Source organism: Nostoc piscinale CENA21, assembly GCF_001298445.1.
Lineage (GTDB): Bacteria > Cyanobacteriota > Cyanobacteriia > Cyanobacteriales > Nostocaceae > Nostoc_B > Nostoc_B piscinale_A.
This window is the reverse complement of sequence record NZ_CP012036.1, coordinates 2,412,628-2,435,148: the sequence shown is the minus strand read 5'-3', so window position 1 is coordinate 2,435,148 and position 22,521 is coordinate 2,412,628. Positions and strand designations below refer to the sequence as shown.

Below are 22,521 nucleotides of genomic sequence, written 5' to 3'. Positions count from 1 at the left end.
GTGTAACGTGAATTGATTATTGTTCAATACTTTGTCGCCAAAGTCTTTCTAACATCTCTACTTGTTCTTGAAATACGGCGGCGCGATGCGCTAGATACCTGTCGTATACAAGAATTCCTAACCCGATACATACAGGGGTTAGCAAGATAAACCATTGCAAAATAATGGCAAGTTTATAGATAAAATCAGTTGTGAGCGGTTGGTTCACGACGTAGCGATCGCAATTATTAATACCAGCCGTTACTGGAGGATACAAGCCTTGATTGACTTCGTTAATCTTATTAACTTCACAAGTTAAATTCTGTGCCTTAACTAACTCTCCATGCTTTTCCCAAACTACTCTCAGGACTACCATTGCTGGAGAAATTACGATTAATGTTACTAGGCAAACAGTAAGAACATTGAGAATTTTGACTTTCATCCTTGAGCTAGAGGCTAGGGGTTAGAAGTTAGAGATTATGGCTAGATAAGAGAGTTTTAGATACTCGACTTTTTTTAAGAAGTCAGGTATCTATTTTGTAGATTTAATAACTAGTGAATAATTACCTAATTTTCTTAACTTCTATTTTTATATTTATCGAATTAACGCAGTCTTATCTGAAAATGTCTGGTTAAGAAGTCCCCCCTAGTTCACTAGCAAGCTAGGGAATTTCGGGGGGTAGAGGGGAATCTCTGCGTAAATCCTATATGTTTTATATCAGTCGCCTTTGGGGGTGGCTGTTTAGTTGGTGTGGATTAAGTTTATTAAATTGATTAAATTTGTACTCAAAACCTCCAACCATTGCTGTGTAAGCTTGATAAAAATTGCTGGGGGTATAGGGTCTAGTATTGTCAGGCAGAGGGGCTGGTATTACTTGGCAGGGGTGCTGGGATTTTTGCACTCAGCTTTAAAGCTAGACTGGCTATAGATAAAAATGATTTTTTTAGATAAGTTTTGATGAAGATTTTTTGTACTCAAGATGAAGAATAATGCTTTAAATAGCAGTTTTTGAGCGTAATTTCAATTAATTAATTATCAAATATCAATGTTTGGTGAATTAAATATATCGCTGTATATAACTAACATTTTAGGAACATATATCTGGAAAATTGGATATTTTAGCAAACTGTTCAATAAGTTGTTGATTTGATTGGTAATGTATTGAAAAATATGAAATGAGTTTTTATATATTTTTTAGATGTAAATTAACTAATTAAGTTCCTCCAAACAAGCTGATGTTTAGTATTGAGCAATACTTAAATACTACTATTTGTAGTCAATGGTCATCAAAAATACGAATTTAGATGTAAATTAACCAAAATTATTTATGTGTGTTACGTATTTATGCTTTAGTGAAAGTAAATCGTTTTGGCGATCGCTAACCTCAACAGTTACCGAAAAATGATAGTTATAAGTAAATAGGCAGTTTTAAAATTAAAGGTTTAGGAGTTAATTTATGCGAATTGCTAAAGATGTTACAGAACTGATCGGCAGAACTCCCTTAGTTCAACTAAATAAAATTCCCCAGGCCGAAGGTGCAGTGGCGCGGATAGTTGCCAAACTCGAAGGAATGAATCCAGCCGCTTCTGTAAAAGACCGGATTGGCGTGAGTATGATTAATAGCGCCGAAGCTGAAGGGTTAATTACACCAGGAAAAACAATTTTAGTCGAACCGACATCTGGAAATACTGGAATCGCTTTGGCAATGGTCGCCGCCGCCCGTGGTTACAGCTTAGTTTTAACTATGCCAGAAACCATGAGCCAAGAACGGCGCTCAATGCTGCGTGCTTATGGTGCCAAACTAGAATTGACACAAGGCCCGGAAGGAATGCGGGGTGCAATTCGCAAAGCCGAGGAAATTGTGGCTAACACACCAAACGCATATATGCTGCAACAGTTCCGCAACCCAGCTAACCCCAAAATTCACCGGGAAACCACCGCCGAAGAAATTTGGGAAGATACAGACGGAGAAGTTGATATTGTGATTGCTGGGGTTGGGACTGGTGGAACAATTACCGGAATTGCTGAAGTATTGAAGCAACGTAAACCCAGTTTACAAGCGATCGCAGTTGAACCCAGCAATAGCCCTGTCCTCTCTGGTGGCGAAGCAGGCCCCCATAAAATTCAAGGTATCGGTGCAGGATTTGTCCCCGATGTGCTGCGCTTGGAATTGGTGGATGAAGTCATCAGAGTCAGCGATGACCAATCTATGATTTACGGGCGGCGTTTAGCTAAAGAAGAAGGTTTATTATCTGGAATTTCTTCAGGTGCGGCTTTGTGCGCGGCTTTGCAAGTAGCAAAACGACCAGAAAATGCTGGTCGTTTGATTGTGATGATTCAGCCTTCGTATGGTGAACGTTACCTCAGCACAGCAATGTTTCAAGATTTGAGCATTAGTTAAGAAGGCAAAAGTTAAAAGGAAAAAGTAAAAAGTGAAGAGTAAACAGTAAAAATATAAAATATTTTTTTACCTTTTGCCCTTTTACTTATTACTTATTTCCTTTTACCTTTTACCTTTTTACTTTTTCCTTAATTTAATGTTTACAATTACCATGACCGTGGCCATGTTCATGGTCATGGTGGTGATTACCACCGTGGGCGCAGCCTTGTAAATCCTTACTCATCAGGTCTTCACTCATAGCTTGGAAGGATTCATCTACAGGTTTTAAGCCAATCCAAGCGTCAAGTTTTTCCACCTCAAAACCAACTTCGCGGCGATCGCCTACTTGAATTAGAGGACGGCGAATTAATAGCGGATCACGCAACATCTGTACCAATGCGGTTTCCGCGTCGATGTTTTCAGGAACAATCTCGCCAGATTTTACCTTGGGTGCAGCCCGATTAAACCATTCAGATACGGGGCGATTACCAAAAAATGACCGTAAACGCTCAATTGTCCAAGGTTCGGTTAATAAGTTGTATGAAATTACTTCATGACCAGCCGCAGTTAACAACACTTTTTGTCTAGTACCATTTTTACAGCCTGGTTTTTCATAAAAAATTACTCTTGCCATTGTGCTTGCTCCCAATCCACTTAAATGGTTTAGGACTTACGCAGAAAACCCTCTAAGTTAGGGTGTAGGGGTGTGAGGGTATAAGGGAAAGACGTTTATGTTTTTGGTATTTTCTTGTGATTAAAAGTGCTGAGTAAGATAATCTTCCCCTACACCCTTACACCCTTTCTTCCCTTACACCCCTGTCTTAAAACTTCCTTACCGTATGGGTAACTAAGTCAAACTCAAATCTTTGTTTTGGATCAGTTTCCCCATAAATATTGAAAGTCACAGTTGGTTCATCACCGACTGCTTGCACGCTGTGAATTGCATCAGGAGTAAAGCTCACAATATCTCCTGGAGATAAGATTATTTCTCCTGTTTGTTCAATTTTACCGGAAAATGTTGAGTTGTCTGTGTGTCGCCAAACAGTGTTTTTTTCTTGACCTTTTAACACCGCTACAACTCCCCAAGTGCCATGATTATGAATGTTTGAAGTTGTCCCTGGTGCAAAGGTTACTGTTTGGACAGTCAGTGGAAAACCCAATTCATCGTATAAGAGAACAACAGAAGTACCTGTTTTGGGACAAGGTTCTAAATGTTGACTTCTCACCCAGTAGGAATTGGCAATTAAGCGCCTCACCAACATCCTAATTTCTGGTAGACGGCTAGATTCATCCCCAACACCATTGAGAACATCTTCTACCTCAGTCAAAAAACGATAGAGGCGATAATTTTCTCGCAATAAATCCCATGCTCTTACAGATTTACAAATTTGATACTGACCCTCTCCAGTAAGTAGCCAATCCCTACCTTGCATAACTTTTAGAATCTAAATTGAGAAGTGGAAGGCATAACAATTACTGGTGCTGCATACCAAGGAGAGTTAGTTTCAGGAAGACTTATAGGCGATAAAGGAACAGTATTAGGCAAGGGATTTTCGGGTAGGGTAAATGTGGAAAGAGGTCGAGCAAAAGAGAAATTGTTCATCATGGTTTGTAAATTTTGATCGTTGAGTGTTGGTCAGTATTGGTCAATAGTCAAATCAGTTATGAATCTTAACTGTTGACTTAATCTTCTTCCTCGGCTGGACGTGTCAAAATATCCAGAAGGATACCAGCACCATAATCATTTTTGGGGTCAATTTCTTGCACCCTGATGCTGATTTCTTTGGCTTGTTCGATGTCTCCTAATTTAGCTAAAACCAAACCAGTAGCAGCATAAGCATTTAAGTACAATCTGATTTGGTTTTCTTCCCTCCGATTGATGAGTATGGGTTTTAGCTGTTCCCAATTTTCAGGGAAATTTTCTGCTTTCTTAATTTTATCTAATAATTTCGTTGTTGTTTGCAAGGCGAGAGAATAATTATTTTTGTAGTAAAAATATCTATATGCCGAAACTAAAATGTCTGTATTATCTCCGGCTTCGGTGATGGCTTGTTGCATATAGTTCTCGGATTCAGAATTATTATGCCAAGTATCAGCAGCTAAGATTAGTAATTTTTTTTGACGTTTTTCTGGTACTTGAAACCAAGAAAATCTGTTGGTATCGATTTGCATAATTGTGAATGGGGAGTGGGGAGTAGGGAGTAGTGAATGGGGTAATTTACTACTCCCTACTCGCTTTTAAAACTGTGTCAGAACGTACAGCAAAGTGAAGAGAACAATCCAAATGATGTCTACGAAGTGCCAGTAAATTTCTGCCATTTCGATGCCGGTGTGTTTGGTGGCGGAGTAATGGCCGGGACGCTGCGATCGCTTCAATACTCCTAAAATCAATAACAGCCCCACAAATACGTGCAATCCGTGGAAACCTGTCATGATATAAAAGCAGTTGGCAAAGACATTGGCTGTCATGCCATATCCCAAGGTTAGGTACTCATACACTTGACCTAACAAAAACATTGCGCCCATAACGGCGGTCACTTTGTACCACCATTGCATTCCGGCGACGTTATTCTTTTTAATCGCCATTTCACCAAAGTGAATGACGAAGCTGCTAGACACTAGAATGATGGTGTTAATTGTCGGTACGAGTAATTCTACTTCTGTACCTTCTGGTGGCCAGACATCTGTGGTTTGGCGAAAAAACAAGTAAGTAGCAAAGAATCCGCCAAACATTAAAGATTCGGAGATGAGGAAGGTTAATAATCCCGGAACTCGCAAATCTGGATGATGTTCGGCATCATGTCCGTGATGTTCGCTGGGTGTGGCGACTGTCATATTTTTACCATCTGAATTTCTAACAAGGGTGTTGGAGATCCCCCCAACCCCCCTTTTTAAGGGGGGCTAAATTCTCATCACTTAATATATACCTGTGTCTAATCTAAATAAGTGAGTCATGTTCCCCCCTTTTTAAGGGGGGTTAGGGGGGATCTAAATTACGCACTCACTTCAGGTGTTGCGGTGGGTTGTGCTTCGGGGCTATGGCCGTAGTCGTAAGGGCCGTGAGTGGCTACGGGTAAGACTTCCCAGTTTTCAATCAATGGAGGTGAACTGGTTGTCCATTCTAAGGTTAAAGCCCGCCAAGGATTATCACCAGCAACTTCGCCTCTACTCCAACTCCACAGTATGTTGATGGTAAAGGGGATGACTGATAAGCCTAAGATGAATGCGCCGATGGTACAAATTTCATTCAAGCTAGTGAATTGGGGGTCATACATGGCGACCCGTCGGGGCATTCCCTGTAAACCTAATTCGTGCATCGGTAAGAAGGTGAGGTTTGTCCCGATGAAGGTGAGGAAAAAGTGAGTCCGTCCCAAAAATTCGTTTAGCTTGTGTCCGGTCATTTTGGGGAACCAGTGATATATACCTGCGTAAATCCCAAATACGGAACCGCCAAATAAGACGTAGTGGAAGTGTCCGACTACATAGTAGGTATCGTGGACGTGAACATCAAAGGGGGCTGTTCCCATTGTCACGCCGCTTAAACCACCCATGACGAACATCGACAATAAGCCGATCGCAAATAGCATGGCACTGGTAAAGCGGATTTTTCCACCCCAAAGGGTAGCAACCCAAGCAAATATTTTTACGCCAGTGGGAACAGCAACGATGAGGGTAGAAATAGTAAAGAACATCCGCATCCAACCGGGTGTACCACTGGTAAACATGTGGTGTACCCAAACGAACAAACCAACAACGCAGATTGCTACGCTGGAATAAGCGATCGCTTTATATCCGAAAATTGGTTTACGTGCGTGAACGGGGATGACTTCGGACATGATGCCGAAGATAGGCAGAATCATCAGATATACTGCCGGGTGAGAATAGAACCAGAATAAATGCTGGTAAATAACAACGTTACCGCCTGCATCTGGTTTAAAGAAGGATGTGCCGAAGTTCAAGTCAAACAACAGCAATACCAAACCCGCAGCTAACACAGGTGTAGAGAGAAGTGCTAGTACGGAGGTGGCTAAGATTGCCCAGCAGAATAAGGGAAGTTGATCCCATTTCAGACTGGGGACTTTCATCATTAAGATGGTGATGACAAAGTTTAAGGAACCCAAAATTGAGGAAGTACCTACTAAAACAATTGCCAAAATCCATAAAGATTGGGCAACTGGCGCGGTGACTAAACTCAGTGGTGGGTAAGCTGTCCAACCTGATTGGGAACCACCAAATAGGAAACTCAGCAGCAGTAATAATCCGGCTGGTGGGTTTAACCAAAAGGCGATCGCATTCAGTTTCGGGAATGCCATATCTCTAGCACCAACCATCAACGGTACTAGATAGTTGCCAAATCCCCCAATCGCACTCGGAACAATCCACAAGAAAATCATGATTGTTCCGTGGTTGGTCATGAAGGCGTTATACAGATTGGGATCGAGAATATCTGCATCTGGGGTGGCGAGTTCGGCGCGAATGGCGATCGCCATCAATCCACCGATCAGGTAAAACAAAAACGCCGTGACTAGATACTGAATCCCGATTACCTTATGGTCAATGTTGAAGGTGAAGTAGTCGTACCATTTCCACTTTTTGGGATGTGCGGTATGGGTAACGGCTACTTGTGGATTTTTATCGGGCGGTGTATTCCGAGGTAATTCTGTTTGTGTCATACGTTTGTCCTTTGTCATTGGTCTTTTTTGTCTCACGCAAAGGCGCAAAGGCGCAAAGAAAAGTTCGCAAATAACGACTATTGCAAGAGGTTTATTGACTATTGACCTTTGACTATTGACTCTAGAGTTGCTGCACTCACGCCCATGTGTTGGATATGAGGCGCAAGGAACTCGGAGGGTGATAAGTCGGCGGGATTAACAGCGATCGCTTTTTGCAAGTCTGGCTTTTGGGCGAGTTGGGTTTCTTTCAACCAACTGTCGTATTCTTCGGGTGTGTGGACGATGACTTGCGATCGCATGGAACCGTGATAGCCACCACACAGTTCCGCACACACGACGGGATATGTACCTGTTTTAGTGGCGGTGAAGCGCAGTTCGGTGGGGATACCAGGAAGTGCGTCTTGTTTCAGTCGGAATTGAGGAACCCAAAAAGCATGAATCACATCTTGGGCTGACAAATTCAACTGCACATCAGCACCTACAGGAATATGTAGTTCACCAGTAGTAACGCCACCGTTGGGATACTCGAAAATCCAAGCAAACTGCATCCCAGTAACGTTCACTACCAAATCCGCAGGTTTGCTTTGGCTGTTGCTTGCACCAATCCCAATGCTTGGGGCTGAAGTGGATTCTGGGGTATTATTGAGGGTAGCAGCTAGGGCAGTTCCAGAAGCATGGGCAACATGAGCCGGAGAATGGGCATGAGTTCCTGGTTCAAAACCACCCATCTGATTAAAGACATCTACGCTATAGATGCCTAAGCCAATCACAATCACGGATGGGATAGCTGTCCAGAAAATTTCTAAAGGAACATTGCCCTCTATTGGTAAGCCATCAGTATCGTCACCGCGACGGCGACGAAACTTTACTAAAAAAATCAGAATGGTGCCTTCTACAACCAGAAATAAAGCGATCGCAATGGTAAACATGATGTTAAAAAAATCCGTCTACCAAAGGTGCTTGTTTTGATGCTTCTACTGGTAGTAGTGCGTGATTTTGTCCAATCCAAACACTAAACGCTGTAACTACTATGCCAGCAACTAGCGTCCATAGTGAAACAGGAATTTGTTGCATAAAAGCTCCTGTAAGTATGAAGTTTGAAGTGTGTAGACGCGCAGCAATTTGCCGCAGGCTAGTATGAAATCTGAAGTATGAAATTTATCTTTGTAACTTCATTTTTTGATCCTTCAGTAACACACCTAACTTCACCATTTAAATCAGTACAAAAGCTTATAATCAAATTCTGCCGATATTTGATTTTTGACTTTTGAGTTCTACTTATTAACGTTGTATCTTACATAATGTAAAACTTGGGGGAATTTTCCAAATCTCTTCAGATCCTTCCCCCAAAAACTTAACAATATTTCTAATGAATTCGACAAGAGTACCTTCTAGTTCTACAAGCAGTAATAGTTGTTGTCAGAGGGTACTATTATTTCTCATTTTTAACATTCAAAATAGCAGCAAGTATGATTTAGTTAATAAGTAACAATTTAAAATTTACGCATTTGTTTACTATGAACTTTTTGACCAGTTCTAGTAATTAGATCAATTCCCCTCAATTTACCTTGCTGAGTACCCCCTTATCAAAACAACAACTTTCAACATTCCGCAAATATTTAGTTGTTTAATTCAGCGTGGGTGTAGCAGTTCTTAGGACAAATCCGAGAACAAGCTTCACAACCAATGCAGTTCTCAGGATGAGCAACTACCATTACTTTGCGCTCGATTTCATCATCTTCTTCATCTTCTACAAATTCACCTTCCTCATTGAGTGCTTTTAAATCCAGCACACTATACCCACACACTTTAATACATCTGCCACAGCCGATACATTTATCTTTGTCAATCTCCTGGGCAAATTTAGGTGTCCAGGTTTTACCTCCAAATGTCAATCCTGTTAGTGTTGCCATGAATAAACCTTCGGCGATTTCGCCAATCTAATCGTTTGTACTTAATTTCATACTAACTTAATCTAATTGTTTTGTTTTGTTGTGAAACGATTAATTTTTCTTTCATTAAAGTTTGATGACTTTTTATCTATTTTTAGGTTTATTTTGATGATTTAAATGAGAGTCTATAGCAATAAATATTATTTTTTTTTGATAATAATTTTAGTAGTCAATTATTCGTGTACACCAATATTCCTGACTCCTTCAAGAAATCGGAAATCTGAATTGCCTATATTTAGTTAAATCAATTACCTTGAAATTAATTACTACCTTGATTAATAATGCAATTCTTTTGCAGCTTTTAGCCGATATCAAAAAGACAGTAAATCACTATACAAAACTTATGTTCTTGAGTTACATAAATATATTTGCAATTTGTATTAGCAACGTATTGTTATTTAGCAATAAAAATGCCCAAGTTATTAGTAATCTGGTAACTTGAGCATTTCAGTTAAAAATGTGATTTTTGTAGCAGCAGTTAGCTTGATATTAAATATTAAAATTATTAATAAATGGGATTATGCTAAATGATTGTGTGTATAAAAATTCAGCAAAAATCCTTGGGTTAAGGTTTTGATGCCAAACATTAAAGTTTATTAGTTAAAAAAATGTGAAAGCTTAAGAAAATTTCCTAAGCTCATGATGAACAAAATCATCTAAATATTTATGAAATTTATAGTTAATGAACAATAAAGATTCGGCTGGGCTGAAAAGCCTGATTGAGCCTCTACTTGGATACTAAGTCTGAATATGGATGTGGGCAATTATCGCAGCAAGTAAATTTACTTCTTGCTAGGTAATTAATGTGGTTGCGAGTGATAAATAAACAGGACACATCCAGGGGGAGACTTGAGCCAAACATCTCAACGATTAGGTGGGAAGAAGTTTTATGCCGTATACAATTCCTAACAACAGTTGCGTTGGATGTGATAACTGCCGTCCCCAATGTCCTACGGGTGCGATTCAGTTAGAAGACGATGAATATTGGATTGATCCTTGTCTGTGTAACAATTGTGAAGGCTATTATCCAGAACCGCAATGTGTAATAGCTTGTCCGACAAATTCTCCCATACCCTGGCAGGCAAAAAAGGGGAGATGTAAAGTCGAACCGCGAGATGCTACCAGCCCGGATTTATTTTCTAATGGGAAGAATAACCCTTTTGCTTCAGCGATCGCAATTTGGGAAGCGTGTAATGTATTGGCTCAACGCACATCCTTAAATTGGGAACATGACGCAGAAGGATATTTATGTTACAGCCGACAAGTCAGCCAAGGCAAGGGTTCAATTGCTTTTCACATTCAACATCCTTTTCAAGTTAGCGATCGCATCACTAATTTAGAAGCGATTGAGACAATGGATATTAGGGCAGCTTGTATCCATTTAATATTTGCCGCCTACGCGACAACATTAGAACAACCTTGGGAACAAGAATTTTCACTAGATGAACGGCAAATAGAGAAATACTTGGGGCTAGAAAAGCGCAAAGACTTAAGTAAAACTGCCAAACTCACCTTAATGAAAAATCTTGTCCAACAAGCTTGCTCACTGTTAATATCCATTGACTGGCCGCAACAAGGGCGCGTCAAAGGATTTTCAGTTACTCAATCTCGCTTGTGGCACTTAGTTCATATTCAACACCACTTCCAAGAAGATGACATAGGATGTAAATACCTGGTTGGGCTAACCTTCAAAATTAAAGCCGGAGTTTGGGCGCAGTATTTCTTAAACAAACAAGCTTGTAAAGAACGCACCGCCTTTTATCAATACGGTAGCTTGCCCAAAACTTTGTTAACCACCGTTATGAGTATTTGGCAACAACACGAAGGCGCAGTCCGACTCATGTTGTGGTTATTATTCAAAACCAAGATGGGTAGAGAACAACGCATCACTGTTCCTACCTTGTTACGCATTGCTTATGGCGAAGAAAAAGTCACCTTAGCCTCCCGACAGCGAGAAGAACGCAAACGACTGCTGCGGACATTTGAAAATGACTTAGAAGTGTTGAACCATTTGGGAATCAAACCTATGTTTGACCCCGTAACTTACCCGCCAGAAATTCAACCATTGTGGGCGAAACTCATGGCGATACCCGAAGATCCAGACGAAGCTTTAGAATTTTGGATTAACGATGGTGGTGGTGAAACCCGCTTGACAGATTCCGGCCCCCGTGGAAAGTGGAACCTGCTGATGAATGCGCGGATTTTGTCATTTGAATTACCGCCAGAATGGGAACAGCAAATTTCTGACTCGGAAAAGAAGCAACGACGGACTATCAAAAACCGAAGACGAGTCAGACTGACAGGCGATTTAGTTGGCGAACAGATTTTAGAAGCCCGCAAAAATTTAAATCTCTCCCAACGGGAATTAGCTAAACTCACCGGAAAAAGTCAAAGCTGGATTCGAGATGTGGAAAATGGCCGTCTCAAAGCCAAAATAGAAGACCAAGCACTGTTACGCAAGGTGTTGAATCTCGCTTGACGCAGATATATATTAATAAACACAGGTGACAATGTGCATCTGTGCTTTTATGTTTGGTGTTGCTGACGAGATGATTTTTTCCTCACGCAGAGGCGCAAAACATTTAGAAACGGTAGGTTGGGTGAAGCAACAGCGTAACCCAACAAAGTTTTGATGATGTTGGGTTCCATTTCATTCCACCCAACCTACAACTACTCTTTCCAAACTAGTTTTTTTGCATCTTTTTGTGCTTGCTTTGTGTAAACTAAATGCCAACTCACCAATTCAATTCCTCATCGCATTCTTGAATCGGAGTTGCTAGTCCTTCTTTGATAGATTCTCGCATTCCAGGAACAGATAACAGGTAGAGAGTTTCTTGAATTGCAGACCAATCTTTTTCTGACAGCAGAATAGTATTACCGCGATCGCTTTGAATAATTACAGGTTTACCTTGTTCTGTAACTTGGTCGATTAGCTGTTGTAAATGCTTTTGAGCTTCGTTGACAGGAAGCGAAGACATGATGATGTTTTTGTTTGGAAATCACTTTAGTTTATTCTATCTACGAACAGCGATCGCCTACAGCAAAACTATCACATCTTGATTATTGATGAAAAACCAGAAATGGTAGATTGGGTGAAGCGACAGCGTAACCCAACAAAGTTTTGATGATGTTGGGTTCCATTTCATTCCACCCAACCTACAACTACTCTTCCCAAACGAGTAAAATGTTCTTCTCTCAATTCATCTATAAAAGTATTGATATCAAAGTTTGCTGGTAATTCTGCATCTACAACTAAGATTCCGTCTTTGCGATAGAGGTTTGTTTGGTTGAGGTTGGGTTGAGTCTCTTCTGCTAGTTTTTGCTGACTGAGAGTCGCAATTTTTTCTGTAATGGCTTGCAAGATAAATTGCTCAGTTGATATTCCCTGACTACTTGCCCATTTTTCAATATTTTCTTGTAGTTGGGGCGGAAGGTTCATAAATATTGTTTTGATTTTGTCTTGATATGAACTAGGTTAGCATTGCGATCGCCTACCACAAAACCATCGTATCTTTATTGTTGATGAGAGCGATCGCCGCATCTACAACTATCCCTTTTATACTTTTAAGCTAAGTTTTATAATTAAACTATGGCTGATATCGTTCGTCAAAAAAACTCTAAAAGTCTACGCTACAGAAGATGGCAAGGAGCCGTACACCGAATGGTTGGAAAACTTTAAGGACTACACGATCCGTTCAAGGATAATCCGACGGATAGAGCGACTTAAACAGGGCAATTACGGCGATTGTAAGTCAGTTGGAGATGGCGTGCTGGAACTGAGGTTTTTCTTTGGCAGTGGCTACCGCGTTTACTTTGGAGAATCTGCGAATGATCTGGTAATTCTTTTGTGTGGTGGCGACAAGGATAGCCAAGATAAAGACATAGAAAAAGCTAAAAAATATTGGCAGGCTTATCAGGAGGAACAGGATGAGCAAGAAACTGAGAAACCATGACGAGATTGTGTTTGAGCAGATGCAGAACCCGGAAATGGCAAAGGCTTACCTGGATGTTGCTCTTGAAGAGTACGAGCAGGATGGCGATATTGCGTTTTTTCTGGAAGCACTGCGAAACGTGGTGGAAGCACGGGAAGGGATGACGCGCCTTGCGGAAAAAACGGGTTTGAACCACCAGAATCTTTACCAGGTTTTGTCGCCAGAAGGCAACCCCGAACTGCGAACCATCAGCCTTATTCTGCATCATCTCGGCTATCGCCTGAGTGTGCAACCAATTCAAAGTTGAAAATTTATACGAACAAAGCGATAGCGAAGTAAAGTAATTGCAGAGTTTTTGCGATCGCGTCGTTCCACTTCGTTGCACTCGCGGCGGATATATTATAAGTGATTGAGTGGACTGGATATGATTAAAGAGAGATTACGAATTACGAATTAATTTTATTATTTTTTTAGCTAGTTGCCACAATAAATAAAACGGTAAAATTAATATACCTAATAATAATTGGAACAACCAACTTAACCAAGTTTGCCAAATAGGAACAGGAGTTAACTGGCGTTGCAGAATTGCTAGATTGTTCCTCACTGTCACTGTATTGGGATGATTATCCCCTAACACCCGTTGCAACATCGCCAAGGCTTCAGTGTACAAAGGTTCGGCTTCGCTGTACCGCCCTTGGCTTTTGTAAAGTCCGGCTAAATTGTTCAAGCTAGTTGCGACATCGGGATGATCGCCTGTGAATAACCGCTTTCTCATCGCCAAGGCTTGAATGTACAAAGATTCGGCTTCACTGTATCGCCCTTGGTTATCGTAGATTCCGGCTAAATTGTTCAAGCTGAGAGCGACATTGGGATGGTCGCCTGTGCATATACGCTGGTACATCGCCAAGGCTTGAATGTACAAAGGTTCGGCTTCACTGTATCGCCCTTGGTCACTGTAGAGGTAAGCTAAATTGTTCAAGCTAATTGCGACATCGGGATGATCGCCTGTGAATATACGCTTTGTCATCGCTAAGGCTTCAATAAAAAAGGGTTCGACTTCGCTGTACCGCTTTTGGTTGTAGTAGAGCGCGGCTAAATTGTTCAAGCTAATTGCGACATGAGGATGGTCGGCGACAAACAAGCACTTTGTTATAGTCAAGGCTTGAATGTACAAAGGTTCAGCTTCTCTGTACCGTCCTTGGTCACTGTAGAGGTTAGCTAAATTATTCAAGCTAGCGGCAACCTGGGTAAGGTCGTGGACAGACAGACGCTTTGTTATAGCTAAGGCTTTAAGATAGAGGAGTTCGGCTTCTCTGTATTGTCCTTGGCTATGGTAGAGTTCAGCTAAATTGTTTAAGCTAATGACGACAACAGAATGATCTCTGACAGGCAAACTTTTATACATTGCTAAGGCTTCAATGAAGAGGGGTTCAGCTTCTCTGTACTGCCCTTGGCTTTTGTAGAGTGCGGCTAAATTGTTCAAGCTAATTGCGACATCGGGATGATAGCCTGTGAATATACGCTTTTTCATCGCTAAGGCTTCAATGAAGAGGGGTTCAGCTTCTCTGTACTGCCCTTGTCTTTCGTAGAGTACGGCTAAATTGTTCAAGCTAGTTGCGACATTGGGATGATCGCCTGTGAATAAACGCTTTCTCATTGCTAAGGCTTCGATGTACAAAGGTTTAGCTTCGCTGTAGCGCCCTTGGTTATCGTAGATTCCGGCTAAATTATTCAAGCTGATAGCAACATCGGGATGATCGCCTGTGAATAAAGCTTGGCAAACATTGACGCATTTTTGACACCAAGTTTCTACTAATTGATATAGTCCTTGTTCCTCATAAAATCTTTTCACTCCAATAAATATTTTAATTACTTGCTCATTAGGAACTGATACCGGCGAAACTATCTGTTTTTTATCTGCTTGGTTTATTTCTACAATTATACGGTTTCCTATGTCTTCTAAATGGGGAACAACAACACTGAAAAATTCAATATCTTTAGAAGTGGGTGATTGGGGAAGCCGTAGGGCAAGATTTATCATTTTTATAGCAAAAGTTTTTTCTAAAACTAGTTTCATCTCGCCAGCATCGGCTAATTGCTTTTGCAAGAACCACCGTGCTAAAGCATGTATTTTATAAAAATATCCTTTGCTGTCTTCTACCTGTTGCAGCAAGTGATGCTTGTATAATTGCTTCTTCGCATTGTTTAATTCATCTTCTGTCCACATTAGCCGTCTTGTTTCTTCCTCATTTTCATCTTCTGTTTTCTCTGCATCCGTCGCCACCACAATCACCAAATCCCAAAAAATTGACTGGGGCGCAAATAAACTCAAAAATTTGCCTAGTTGTTGCGTCAGTGGTTCTAGTTCATCCCAAGTTAAAGCAAAGGCGGCTTTCACTCCCAGTTGGGTTGAGTTGAGAGTTTCCCTGTCTTGTAAAGCTGCTTCGGCTAACTTGCGTTGTTGCAATCGCTCCAACATTATATATAGATGTAAATCTGGGTCTTGTGCTAAGTAAGCACCGACTAACTCTATCCCCAAAGGCAAATATTCTAAAAATTCACATATTGCGTCTGCGGCTTCTGGTTGGTTGTCTACTCGCCTGTCTTTCCCCAACAATTTTTTTAACAGTTTTAATGCTTTCTCTGGTGAGAGAACATCTAAGGGAATCTCTTGAATAAAGTTTGGATCTAAATTTCGCAGGCGAGTTGTCACCAAAACACGAAAGCGGTTATCGCTAGGAACAACTTCGCGCAAGTTGTCTAAGCTAGTGACATCATCAAAGACTATTAATATAGGTAAGTCAGCTTGGGGATATTGCAACCAACACCAAGCAACTTGTTCTTGTAGGGTTAACAGTCTCCCGCCTTGTTCTTGGGGAATCTCGAAACCAAGTTGGATAAAAAACCCCAATACTTCAGCCGCGAGATTACTGGCTCTGTCATTAAACCAAGTTATTCCGCCATAATTATTTTGATATTGTTTGGCGTATTGGGTGGCAAGTTCAGTTTTACCTACACCTCCCATTCCTGATATTGCCACATAGTTACCACGCTGCAAGTCTTCATGTGCTTGTGTCAGTTCTGTTTCTCGCCCGACAAAGTGAACAGAACCGCGTGGTATATGTTTTGTGGGGGTTAACTTTGTCCGTTCCCCGTCAGACGACTTTAGTCAATTAAAGGTGACTGGGGCGTTAAATGTATTACCTTGAAAAAAGTTCTTGATTTCATCTGCAAACTTTTGATTGTTGTTAAAAATCGGCTGTTGTGACTGAGATTTGAGCGCGTCGGCGATTTCCTGGATTAATTGAATAAAATTTTGATTTGTCTCTGCTTGTGCTGCTGTCGCTACTTCTTGTAAAACTTGCGCCACTTCAGGATCAGCTTTCGCCGCAGCTTCTACTTCAATTACAGCTTTGCCATAATCTAACGGTGTAGCTGGTGCTTTTTCAATAGCGGCGACAACATTCGGTGAGTGTTTTCTTAGCTTGACGAGAAACTCACCAGTTTTTATTCCATAGAGTTTCGCCAACCATTTCACCTGTTCTTTCTAAGGCTTTGGTGGCGACTACAGAGCCAAGTGCGATCGCCGCAGTGGTTAAAGGTTCCATGTGCTACTTTAATTTAGGTGCATCCTATTTATTTAGTAACACAACAATTGAGCCTGAAATTACGCAATTTAAAGCAAAAATTTAGTTAGTCCAGTAGAGTTGGTTAGGCGTAAGACGTAACGCACCCAAAGCAAAAAATCAAGGGTTTTGAACCCGCGCAGGCGGGTTTTGTTTGTGTAGCCGCGACTTTAGTCGTTAGGTGCAAGATGTAAATTTACTGTCGTTAGGACAAAAGGTTTCGTCGTTAGGACAAAAGGTTCTGTCGTTAGGACAAAAGGTTTCGTCGTTAGAACAAAAGGTTTCGTCGTTAGGACAAAAGGTTCTGTCGTTAGGACAAAAGGTTCTGTCGTTAGGACAAAAGGTTCTGTCCTTCAAATCTAAAAAGATGTTTCAAAAGTTCTATTGTTGGTAGCTAAACATTTTAGATCCCCCTAAATCCCCCTTAAAAAGGGGGACTTTAATTACTCTTAGCCCCCTTTTTTAAGGGGGGTTGGGGGGATCTATCAGTGTAAATAAACATAATGAACCACTTTTAAAACAACATCTAAACAAAATATATCTTTCTAGATTTTATTCTCTCTACTCTCGCACTTATTTTTAGCAGAGATATTACTGATAGACAAAATCTAAACACCACCAGATTTTGTCAAATATACTGACGCAAAATTTAGTGAAATTAGGACACACTAGCTTTAGCAAGATTTATTAAGTAAATAATTATGTCTCAAAAAAGACGCACATCTCGCATTGTCGAAAAAGCTGAGTTGAGAATATCTGGACTCAAGGCGATTGACCCTAACATGGATTTTGGCGATAATCGCAATCTACAAAATATGATTCAATTAATTGAACAATATCGGGCTAAACTTAACGCTTATAATACGGCTCTTGTTGTTATAGATTCAACTAAACTTGAAATGGAACAGTTAGAAAAAAGTTTAGGTGAATTAAATGATAGAATGCTGATTGGTGTTGCTTTTAAATACGGTAAAGACAGCGTTGAATATGAGATGGCTGGCGGTGTTCGCAAAAGTGAACGTGTTCGCAGAAGTTCTGTCAGTCGCTTAAAAGCCAACACACAAGAAACTTTTAACACTACAACTGAAAACGCCTAAAATTAGGACTATAGATTGTTTTAAACCTAAGTAGTAAATCAGCCAAAATTCCTGTTCACCAAAATATCCCCGATTTCTTGAAGAAGTCGGGGATATAATTTTTGTTTCAACACAAACTCGCCAATAATTTTGTTAATTGATATGACAAATATCACGCTCATACAACATAATTTGTCTTCCTTACAACCAGAAAATTACTAACAAAAATTTTTGCGTTAGTAGTTGACAAGTATAAAATTATACTTTAATATAAAAGACATGATAAAGGCGATCGCTTCCTTCCCCAAAGAATAAAGCAACCGCCCTTATCTAAACTCAAATAAAGGATAAAAGCGATCGTCTGGTTCTGGCAAGAAAAGAGCGATCGCTTTTATAAAACCCAAATACAGGAGTTTCAACATAATGATGGCACAATTACTCAACTTCGCCCAATCTCAAATCGCCCAATTCTTAAGACACAACTTCCACTTCCCCACTCCCAAGCAAATTCCCCAACAACCATTTCCTTTCCGGGAACCAATTAAACATTTGTTGATTGGTTCACCCAAAGCTGTGACTAGTACAATTCACTATTTGCAAGTTATTGGTTACGCCAGTGTGGGAGATTGGAGTCCCCTGCAACCCACAGGTAATCCAGACGAGGTGATGAGCATTTTAAGCCGTCAAATCTCGATACAGTAACACTGTGTGTAACTTTATCTCAAACTAACCCCAACCCCACTTCCCTACGAGGGAAGGGGAGCAAGATTCAAAGCCTCTCTCCGCTTCGGGGAGAGGTTTGGAGAGGGGTTTCAAAAATAAGTCGCACATCGCGTTACAGTAATTAAAATTTAAAGACGTTGCATTGCAACGTCTTTTTTAACTCAACACTCAACACTCAGCACTCAGCACTAAATTAAGGTAGCCAACGGGGATGAAAGCCAATTAAAGGTAGCTTTTCTGGTTTAATTGTAGTAACTGCCGCATCAGCAATGGGTAACAATGGCATTAACCACAAACTACTAGTAGCGATCGCTTCACCGTCATCTGTCTTTAAACTATTGGCAGGTGCGGGTACGTTATCGGCTTGTGGTACGACTTGGTCAAACAATAAACCCAGCCCATCCGGTGATAAACTCATTTCTACATTTCGCTGATCAACTGGTAGAACTAATAATGGTCTTTGTTGTCCAGTTTTCAAATCAATAGCGACTAAATAAGGTTGTTCTACATATTCTGCTTGGGTGATTAACTGAGTTAACAAGCAATATAAGGTGGGTGAAGCTGGGTCAAATTGACAATCGATTATTGAGCCTGTAGTTTTTACCAAGGGTTTCTGCACACCTTGGTTAGTGACTAAAAATAAGTCACGGGTGTAATCAGTATTAAATTTGACCATCGCCGCTTGAGAACCATCCTTAGCAAAAGCTTGCACTAAACCAAATTGCGGCAAAAAGTCTAAGGGTTTACTCGCATCTTGTTGTAGTGGTAATATCGCAGCCCCTTGACCTTGGGCAACGGCTACAGCTTTACTATCAGGAGTAATCATAAAATCTCCCCCTGGTTGGCTTTGTAAACGTTGGGGAGTGGGTTTAGGGCTGGATTTATCCACAGTGGTTGGTAGATACCATAACCCAAAGTCACCGGGATTATTTTTATTCCCACGTTGGACGACGATAGTTTCTCCGTCTGGTGATAAGTCAAATTTTAAGTTTTGATAATCCTTATTATCTAAAATTAAATCAACTTTCGCGGCGGCTTCTGGTTTGGTGTCAGATTTGCCAGCAATTCCGGTAGTGACGGTATATAACTGGGCAGAAAGTAAATCTTGGTTGTTGGCTGTGCGAGCCGAAAATAAGATTTTTTCCCCGTCAGGAAATGGTTTAAAATCCATTACCGTCAGGTCTTTGGGAGTCAGGATTTTTTTCTGCTCTTGGGTTAAGTTGTAGAGAATTAATTGCCCTTGTTCTTCTGGGTTAGCACCTATGTAAACAATCACGCGATCGCGGGTGCGAAAATTGCCCACAAAAGGCTGAATGACTTTATTGTTAGCTTCCTTTTGAGCAAATTTATCTTTTGCTTGTTGTAGCTGAACTTTATAGTTTGTACCGTAAGGAGCAGGTGTTAACAGCGTATAAACCATCCGCCTACCTGCCCAACTAAATTTTCCGGCTAAGGGTGGCTCAATTTTTAAATTATCCTCCACACTTTTAGTATCCATTGGACGGCTAAAAGTGAGGCTAAAGGCAATATCATCGGCACCAATTTGCTGATTTTGCCAAGTAAAGTTGCGGACGCGGGGAGAAACAACATCACCTTGAAAGATGATAAAGCCAATCAGCAAACTCAGCAGCAGCATCAAGGCGATCGCTACACGGTCTAGTGGTTGGATAAAGGTTTTGCTAGTCATTGGTCAAAAAAATTCGTAATTTACGCTACATATCAATCCAAAATCTCAAATTGGTTGACTAAGTAATACCAATTCACAATTCGCAATTCGCAATGACGCTCGCAGGCTCGCTACCGCTACGCTAACGCAATTAAAAAACTTAGATACAGCAAAGCTTTTAGGGTTTACATCTGTATCAAATTTTTCGTGAAATGGTATAAGTTGGTGGGAAAAAATCAAACTATATTAAGGCAGGTTGATTAAACTAAAACCCTCTTCTGCCTTTTGACTTGAAAGTGCTGAGTGCTGAGTAAAAATGCTAGTCCCACTTTCATGCTTGGCTATGAAACTTGTTTTATCGGGACTGCCTTCTGCCTCCTGCCTTTTCCCAACTACAAAGATTTACACCACTTTTACTTAATAACTATAGGGATTTTGGGGTTGGGGAATTTTTTTTGACAGAGTTCGCCACAATGGTAAGTTGGCGTTTCTCGTTGAGGTTGTCTGTAGCCATTTGTCCTTCGACTTCTAACCAGGTATCAGGGGTGTATTGTTCTGGATTTGCTGGTAATTTCACGGGTAAACCAACAGGGTAAGCATCCGCAGCACAGCATGAGAGAACAAAGCGGGCGAGGAATATATATTCTTTACTTAAATCTGGGGGACGAATCACAAAGCCTTGGACTTTGGCTTTTTGTCCTGTGTATGCGTCTGGTTCGGGATAAACGTTGAGTGTTCTTACCCAGTCTACTAGCGATCGCTCCTCTGGACGAACCGAAGCCCGGAAGGCTTGGGGTTTAATCCGGGAAGTTCCCAGTAAATCACTCACACCACGGTTGAGAGCTTTGTCACTGGCAAAAACTTGCGGTGTAATTATGAAACCTAAAATGGCCGCTGTTAACAGCAACGCACCACCCCAACCAGGCGGAAATAAAGTTATATGCTGGACATTTGGCAAAACATCGCGGTGATGACGTTGCCAAAGTTCTTGCATTTTGAATAAACCAACAATAATTAAGCCAATACCAGCCACTACCACCAAACCAAAATAATTGGGATGAATCAGCAAATTCAGCTTGCCAGTCAGCCAGTATTTCAACATTAAAATTCCCCAAGCTGTGATGGCTAAGACATCCAGCCAAGAGAGTAATAAATTCAGGCGTTGTGGTTTAGGTGTCATTTTTCATTTGTCCTCTCTTACAAAATTCTGAGTGGAGGAAACCTCCACAATCAGACTTTGCGTTTTGTCCTTTGTCATTGTTTATCAGACGTATCCATCTTTTAACTCAGCACTCAGTACTCAGCACTCAGCACTTTAAAGAACATGCAAGTTAATAAACAGCGTGAATAAAAATGTCAATTGTCCGGCTAAGGCGAAGAGGTAGAAAATTGCCCTTGGCTTAAACATGGATAACATTAACCCAACGCTTTTAATGTCAATCATCGGCCCAAAGACCAGAAATGCCAGCAAGGAACCGCTACTAAATGCTGATGCAAAAGATAAGGCAAAAAAGGAATCGACTGTGGAACAAATTGAGACAACGGCTGCCAAAATTAGCATCACAATGATAGAACTAACCGGGCCAGCACCGAGGCTCAAGATTAAGTCACGGGGTGCAAAGACTTGGATAGCAGCTGCGATCGCACTACCAATCACCATAACTCCGCCCAGTTCGCGCAATTCTTGGATACTGTTATCCATCATCAGCCGGAGTTTTGCCGCCAGTGGTTTATTTGAGCTTGCTAGGGGGTCATCTGCTGTGCCATCCATCCGGCTGGGTGTACCTGCTTTCCCGCCCAAAATATATGTCCCAGATTGCAACAAAGTTGGTGCTGTTGATTCTGGGGGAAGTTGGTAACGTTTGCCCCGACGTTGGGTTTCGACTTTCGCTGGGGGATTAAACTTCATATAACGGGCGATCGCAGGTTGGACTATGGGATTCAAGTCCTTTTGAAAACTAAACACAAAGCCAACAGTTGTGGCAATTAATAGGGAAAATACTACCCGTAAAACTACTATTTCTGGCTGATCGCGAAACGCTGTCCAAGTTGCCCAAATCACAATCGGGTTAATCGTTGGCGCTGCTAGTAAAAAACCAATCGCTACAGGTGTGGGTACGCCCTGAATCAACAAGCGCCGCGCTACCGGCACATTGCCACACTCACACACCGGAAATAAAAAACCCACCATACTGCCAACTAAAGCGCCCAATAGCGGATTTTTGGGCATTTTTTCCACTAATTTGCGCTCATCAACAAAAAATAGCAGCAAACTAGAGAATAAAACCCCTAGAAGCAAAAACGGCATCGCCTCGACTAGCAGACTCAGAAATATCGTGAAACCATTGTTCAGTTGATTCATGGGTGTCGCAGTCAAAAGCGGTTGAAAGTTTTGAGGTTATGTCTAGTCATTCTATCGAAATGGGGATCAAAATCATGTACGGATAATTAAACATCATTGACACAACCAGACCATCTTTAATTCGTAGTCTTGTTTAAGCGCCAACTAGCGC

The 22,521-nt window shown here is 41.0% G+C and carries 21 protein-coding genes and 2 pseudogenes; 6 read left to right on the top strand and 17 right to left on the bottom strand.

What is annotated here, in order from left to right:
• Positions 1–16: 16 nt before the first annotated feature.
• A complete protein-coding gene (locus ACX27_RS10715) occupies positions 17–421 on the bottom strand; it encodes a hypothetical protein (protein ID WP_062291912.1) in 405 nt (134 codons plus the stop codon).
• 1,015 nt (positions 422–1,436) lie between these two features.
• Between ACX27_RS10715 and cysK the strand changes: the two genes are divergently transcribed.
• On the top strand, positions 1,437–2,381 hold the full coding sequence (gene cysK / locus ACX27_RS10710) for a cysteine synthase A (protein WP_062291908.1): 945 nt from the start codon (positions 1,437–1,439) through the stop codon (positions 2,379–2,381).
• A 133-nt stretch (positions 2,382–2,514) separates the two neighbouring features.
• Here cysK and ACX27_RS10705 read toward each other — a convergent pair whose 3' ends face one another.
• The 8 genes and pseudogenes from ACX27_RS10705 to fdxB all read right to left on the bottom strand — a co-directional run bounded on the left by ACX27_RS10705 (position 2,515) and on the right by fdxB (position 8,946).
• Positions 2,515–2,994 (bottom strand): ArsC/Spx/MgsR family protein, encoded by a 480-nt coding sequence (locus ACX27_RS10705; protein ID WP_062291905.1) that lies wholly within the window; start codon positions 2,992–2,994, stop codon positions 2,515–2,517.
• Between the two features lie 187 nt (positions 2,995–3,181).
• Positions 3,182–3,793 carry a cysteine dioxygenase family protein gene (locus ACX27_RS10700; RefSeq protein WP_062291901.1) on the bottom strand — a complete coding sequence of 204 codons (612 nt, stop codon included), beginning with the start codon at positions 3,791–3,793 and terminating at the stop codon, positions 3,182–3,184.
• Between the two features lie 5 nt (positions 3,794–3,798).
• Positions 3,799–3,966 carry a hypothetical protein gene (locus ACX27_RS32350; RefSeq protein WP_158507368.1) on the bottom strand — a complete coding sequence of 56 codons (168 nt, stop codon included), beginning with the start codon at positions 3,964–3,966 and terminating at the stop codon, positions 3,799–3,801.
• 77 nt (positions 3,967–4,043) lie between these two features.
• Positions 4,044–4,532 (bottom strand): hypothetical protein, encoded by a 489-nt coding sequence (locus tag ACX27_RS10695; RefSeq protein WP_062291899.1) that lies wholly within the window; start codon positions 4,530–4,532, stop codon positions 4,044–4,046.
• A 66-nt stretch (positions 4,533–4,598) separates the two neighbouring features.
• On the bottom strand, positions 4,599–5,195 hold the full coding sequence (locus ACX27_RS10690; protein WP_062291896.1) for a cytochrome c oxidase subunit 3: 597 nt from the start codon (positions 5,193–5,195) through the stop codon (positions 4,599–4,601).
• A gap of 158 nt (positions 5,196–5,353) precedes the next feature.
• Positions 5,354–7,033, bottom strand: a complete 1,680-nt coding sequence (gene ctaD / locus ACX27_RS10685; RefSeq protein ID WP_062291893.1) for a cytochrome c oxidase subunit I — start codon at positions 7,031–7,033, stop codon at positions 5,354–5,356.
• 98 nt (positions 7,034–7,131) lie between these two features.
• Positions 7,132–8,107, bottom strand: a pseudogene (locus ACX27_RS10680) (cytochrome c oxidase subunit II).
• A gap of 545 nt (positions 8,108–8,652) precedes the next feature.
• Positions 8,653–8,946, bottom strand: a complete 294-nt coding sequence (gene fdxB, locus ACX27_RS10675; RefSeq protein ID WP_062291890.1) for a ferredoxin III, nif-specific — start codon at positions 8,944–8,946, stop codon at positions 8,653–8,655.
• Between the two features lie 928 nt (positions 8,947–9,874).
• On the opposite strand from fdxB, the gene ACX27_RS10670 reads away from it, so the two are divergent.
• The gene (locus tag ACX27_RS10670) at positions 9,875–11,464 is read left to right on the top strand and encodes a helix-turn-helix domain-containing protein (RefSeq protein ID WP_062291887.1); all 1,590 of its coding nucleotides are present in this window, start codon (positions 9,875–9,877) and stop codon (positions 11,462–11,464) included.
• A gap of 47 nt (positions 11,465–11,511) precedes the next feature.
• On the opposite strand, the gene ACX27_RS34870 is transcribed toward ACX27_RS10670, so the two are convergent.
• The 3 genes from ACX27_RS34870 to ACX27_RS10660 form a co-directional block, all read right to left on the bottom strand.
• Positions 11,512–11,634: a hypothetical protein gene (locus ACX27_RS34870; RefSeq protein WP_256364390.1), complete on the bottom strand. Its 123-nt coding sequence runs from the start codon at positions 11,632–11,634 to the stop codon at positions 11,512–11,514.
• 86 nt (positions 11,635–11,720) lie between these two features.
• On the bottom strand, positions 11,721–11,963 hold the full coding sequence (locus ACX27_RS10665; protein ID WP_062291885.1) for a type II toxin-antitoxin system Phd/YefM family antitoxin: 243 nt from the start codon (positions 11,961–11,963) through the stop codon (positions 11,721–11,723).
• 164 nt (positions 11,964–12,127) lie between these two features.
• Positions 12,128–12,424: a hypothetical protein gene (locus ACX27_RS10660; RefSeq protein ID WP_062291882.1), complete on the bottom strand. Its 297-nt coding sequence runs from the start codon at positions 12,422–12,424 to the stop codon at positions 12,128–12,130.
• 70 nt (positions 12,425–12,494) lie between these two features.
• Here ACX27_RS10660 and ACX27_RS10655 point away from each other — a divergent pair, with 70 nt between their 5' ends.
• Together ACX27_RS10655 and ACX27_RS10650 are read left to right on the top strand one after the other, a co-directional pair.
• Complete coding sequence (locus ACX27_RS10655; protein WP_335337829.1) at positions 12,495–12,938, top strand: type II toxin-antitoxin system RelE/ParE family toxin; 444 nt, start codon at positions 12,495–12,497, stop codon at positions 12,936–12,938.
• Positions 12,913–13,224, top strand: coding sequence for an addiction module antidote protein (locus ACX27_RS10650; protein ID WP_062291876.1), 312 nt, complete (start codon positions 12,913–12,915; stop codon positions 13,222–13,224). The genes ACX27_RS10655 and ACX27_RS10650 overlap by 26 nt, the downstream gene beginning before the upstream one ends.
• A 132-nt stretch (positions 13,225–13,356) precedes the next feature.
• Here ACX27_RS10650 and ACX27_RS10645 read toward each other — a convergent pair whose 3' ends face one another.
• Positions 13,357–15,975 (bottom strand): tetratricopeptide repeat protein, encoded by a 2,619-nt coding sequence (locus ACX27_RS10645; protein WP_235526581.1) that lies wholly within the window; start codon positions 15,973–15,975, stop codon positions 13,357–13,359.
• 111 nt (positions 15,976–16,086) lie between these two features.
• A complete protein-coding gene (locus ACX27_RS10640) occupies positions 16,087–16,446 on the bottom strand; it encodes a hypothetical protein (protein ID WP_235526580.1) in 360 nt (119 codons plus the stop codon).
• Between the two features lie 798 nt (positions 16,447–17,244).
• On the opposite strand from ACX27_RS10640, the gene ACX27_RS10635 reads away from it, so the two are divergent.
• Complete coding sequence (locus tag ACX27_RS10635; RefSeq protein WP_062291870.1) at positions 17,245–17,640, top strand: hypothetical protein; 396 nt, start codon at positions 17,245–17,247, stop codon at positions 17,638–17,640.
• Between the two features lie 402 nt (positions 17,641–18,042).
• The gene (locus ACX27_RS10630) at positions 18,043–18,321 is read left to right on the top strand and encodes a hypothetical protein (RefSeq protein ID WP_062291869.1); all 279 of its coding nucleotides are present in this window, start codon (positions 18,043–18,045) and stop codon (positions 18,319–18,321) included.
• Between the two features lie 214 nt (positions 18,322–18,535).
• On the opposite strand, the gene ACX27_RS10625 is transcribed toward ACX27_RS10630, so the two are convergent.
• From ACX27_RS10625 to ACX27_RS10615, 3 genes and pseudogenes are all read right to left on the bottom strand, one after another.
• Positions 18,536–20,029, bottom strand: a complete 1,494-nt coding sequence (locus tag ACX27_RS10625; protein ID WP_062291866.1) for a hypothetical protein — start codon at positions 20,027–20,029, stop codon at positions 18,536–18,538.
• Between the two features lie 396 nt (positions 20,030–20,425).
• Positions 20,426–21,188 (bottom strand): annotated as a pseudogene (locus ACX27_RS10620) (TIGR03943 family putative permease subunit).
• 135 nt (positions 21,189–21,323) lie between these two features.
• Positions 21,324–22,370: a permease gene (locus tag ACX27_RS10615; protein WP_062291863.1), complete on the bottom strand. Its 1,047-nt coding sequence runs from the start codon at positions 22,368–22,370 to the stop codon at positions 21,324–21,326.
• Positions 22,371–22,521 lie beyond the last annotated feature (151 nt).

Bases quoted from the DNA above. Each gene is read 5' to 3' on its own strand.
- ACX27_RS10715 (WP_062291912.1), bottom strand. From the start codon at position 421: ATGAAAGTCAAAATTCTCAATGTTCTTACTGTTTGCCTAGTAACATTA.
- cysK (WP_062291908.1), top strand. From the start codon at position 1,437: ATGCGAATTGCTAAAGATGTTACAGAACTGATCGGCAGAACTCCCTTA.
- ACX27_RS10705 (WP_062291905.1), bottom strand. From the start codon at position 2,994: ATGGCAAGAGTAATTTTTTATGAAAAACCAGGCTGTAAAAATGGTACT.
- ACX27_RS10700 (WP_062291901.1), bottom strand. From the start codon at position 3,793: ATGCAAGGTAGGGATTGGCTACTTACTGGAGAGGGTCAGTATCAAATT.
- ACX27_RS32350 (WP_158507368.1), bottom strand. From the start codon at position 3,966: ATGATGAACAATTTCTCTTTTGCTCGACCTCTTTCCACATTTACCCTA.
- ACX27_RS10695 (WP_062291899.1), bottom strand. From the start codon at position 4,532: ATGCAAATCGATACCAACAGATTTTCTTGGTTTCAAGTACCAGAAAAA.
- ACX27_RS10690 (WP_062291896.1), bottom strand. From the start codon at position 5,195: ATGACAGTCGCCACACCCAGCGAACATCACGGACATGATGCCGAACAT.
- ctaD (WP_062291893.1), bottom strand. From the start codon at position 7,033: ATGACACAAACAGAATTACCTCGGAATACACCGCCCGATAAAAATCCA.
- fdxB (WP_062291890.1), bottom strand. From the start codon at position 8,946: ATGGCAACACTAACAGGATTGACATTTGGAGGTAAAACCTGGACACCT.
- ACX27_RS10670 (WP_062291887.1), top strand. From the start codon at position 9,875: ATGCCGTATACAATTCCTAACAACAGTTGCGTTGGATGTGATAACTGC.
- ACX27_RS34870 (WP_256364390.1), bottom strand. From the start codon at position 11,634: ATGGAACCCAACATCATCAAAACTTTGTTGGGTTACGCTGTTGCTTCA.
- ACX27_RS10665 (WP_062291885.1), bottom strand. From the start codon at position 11,963: ATGTCTTCGCTTCCTGTCAACGAAGCTCAAAAGCATTTACAACAGCTA.
- ACX27_RS10660 (WP_062291882.1), bottom strand. From the start codon at position 12,424: ATGAACCTTCCGCCCCAACTACAAGAAAATATTGAAAAATGGGCAAGT.
- ACX27_RS10650 (WP_062291876.1), top strand. From the start codon at position 12,913: ATGAGCAAGAAACTGAGAAACCATGACGAGATTGTGTTTGAGCAGATG.
- ACX27_RS10635 (WP_062291870.1), top strand. From the start codon at position 17,245: ATGTCTCAAAAAAGACGCACATCTCGCATTGTCGAAAAAGCTGAGTTG.
- ACX27_RS10630 (WP_062291869.1), top strand. From the start codon at position 18,043: ATGATGGCACAATTACTCAACTTCGCCCAATCTCAAATCGCCCAATTC.
- ACX27_RS10625 (WP_062291866.1), bottom strand. From the start codon at position 20,029: ATGACTAGCAAAACCTTTATCCAACCACTAGACCGTGTAGCGATCGCC.
- ACX27_RS10615 (WP_062291863.1), bottom strand. From the start codon at position 22,370: ATGAATCAACTGAACAATGGTTTCACGATATTTCTGAGTCTGCTAGTC.